We start from the raw sequence: 1,263 nt of genomic DNA on the forward strand, positions 1-1,263 counted from the left end.
CACAAAAATCTATGGTCACCCCCATTTTTGCAATACTGATAAACGGGTGAAGTGGTTGGCTTGCATAAATCTATCCGGCGTCTGTTTGGGGCATGCCCCAGCGCCACGATGAGAGTCGCGCCTGACGATCCTGAAAAATCCGACGGCTTCTGAAGCCGATTTTTGTGTCAGGTTCTTCGCCAGGCCGGTGGGCCGTTCACGTCATCTGTTGTTCAGCTATCGCAAAACCTGAAAGGTGATTCGTGGCACAGCAACAACCGCAGGGTCAGGCGTTCAAGGCGTCTGGCCCTGTTTCATATTGCGTATGGTGGGCGGCTATCGCCCACGCGATCCGCGCCAGTTTGTTGGCCAAGGCGCAGGCCACCACATTCGAGTGTCGTCGCCCAAGCAATGAACGCACCCAGTCGGCCAGCGCTCCTTTTTGATGCTCCAGCCTCTGCATATAAACCCGAGCACACTGCACCAACAGTTGTCGCAGGTGCTTGTCACCGCGCTTGCTGATCCCCAGCAGGTTGGCCTTGCCGCCCGTGCTGTATTGTCTGGGCACCAGGCCCACGGAGGCGGCGAAATCGCGGCTGCATTTGTACTGTTTCCCATCGCCCATCTCGACAGCCAGCAGGCTGGCGGTGATCGGACCAACACACGGCAGGCTCAGCAAACGGCTACCCAGATCATCGTCGGCCAGTTGGCCCGCCAGCTCTTTATCCAGCGCCTTGATTTGCTCATCCAGGTAACTGAAGTGCTCATACAGGCGTTGCAGCAACACCCTCAACCGAATGGGCAACTCGTGCTCGGCCAAGACACTCGCCAAACGCTTCATGATTGCCAGGCCTTTGGGCAGGCTGATACCAAACTCCAACAGGAAACCGTGCATCTGATTAGTGGTTTTGGTGCGCTCATGCACCAGCGATTCACGCAAACGGTGCAGGACAGACAGGGTTTGCTGGGCTGCGGTTTTAGGCGTAACGAAGCGCATCGATGGACGTGATGCGGCCTCGCAAATAGCTTCGGCATCCACGAAGTCGTTTTTGTTGCCTTTAACGAAGGGCCGAACGAACTGTGGAGAAATCAGCTTGGCCGTATGTCCCATCGCCGTCAGTTGGCGAGCGACAAAGTGCGCCCCGGCGCAGGCCTCCATCACTACGACGCAGCTCGGCAGGTTGCCGAAAAAATGCATCATCTGTGCTCGCGTGAGCTTCTTGTGAAACACCTCTCGGCCCGCAGTGTCTTGGCCGTGCAGGTGAAAACTGTGTTTACCGAGAT

At 56.8% G+C, this 1,263-nt stretch carries 1 protein-coding gene; it reads right to left on the reverse strand.

What is annotated here, in order from left to right; all coding sequences use genetic code 11:
• Nucleotides 1-265: 265 nt before the first annotated feature.
• Nucleotides 266-1,263 (reverse strand): IS110 family transposase (locus tag CKW07_RS25050; protein ID WP_095147512.1); only part of this gene is annotated, 998 nt, incomplete at its 5' end.

It is taken from the genome of Pseudomonas sp. Irchel s3b6, from assembly GCF_900187415.1.
Lineage (GTDB): Bacteria > Pseudomonadota > Gammaproteobacteria > Pseudomonadales > Pseudomonadaceae > Aquipseudomonas.